The 594-nt window shown below is 47.0% G+C and carries 1 protein-coding gene; it reads right to left on the bottom strand.

What is annotated here, in order from left to right; translation table 11 throughout:
- A partial coding sequence (locus R7044_RS26680; protein WP_405540942.1) for a TerC family protein occupies positions 1 to 594 on the bottom strand: 594 nt, incomplete at both ends.

The following is a 594-nucleotide window of genomic DNA, read 5'->3' on the forward strand; positions in this document are numbered from 1 at the left end:
TGGCGTCGCAACCCACTTCCCTGCTTGCTTCAAGAACATATGATTACCTTGATAATCATCTGTTACTGGCAGCAATTTACGAATCACTTGCTCTGGGTATGGGTTCACTTCTTCCTCTTCACCTTTGTCGCGAGCAAGCTTAATGCCTGTCCAGATTAGGAACGCCGCAAATAGGTAGAGTACCCAATGGTATTGGGCGAGCAGCTGCGCGCCGACAGCAATCATAATTGCACGCAGAAGCAACGCGCCAATCACACCCCACAGCAACGCACGAGGACGAAGATGCTCTGGCACTTTGTATTGGGCAAATATGATGGCGAAGACAAATAAGTTATCAACGCTTAACGACTTTTCGAGCAAGTAACCAGTTAGGAAAGACACGGTCGCTTTCTCATTGCTGTAAGCACTATGAGGAGCGTAAACGTCCCAAAAGAAATAGATGGAACCTGCAAAAAGAAACGCGAGTAAGAACCAGAATATGCTCCAAACGATGGCTTTTTGCATCGTAATGGCACCGCCTCGGGTTTGATAGATATCAAGCGCAACCAAAACGAGTGTGAAAAGGCCGAATGCACCATACATTGTCAGTGATTC

It is taken from the genome of Vibrio sp. 1402 (genome assembly GCF_033340275.1).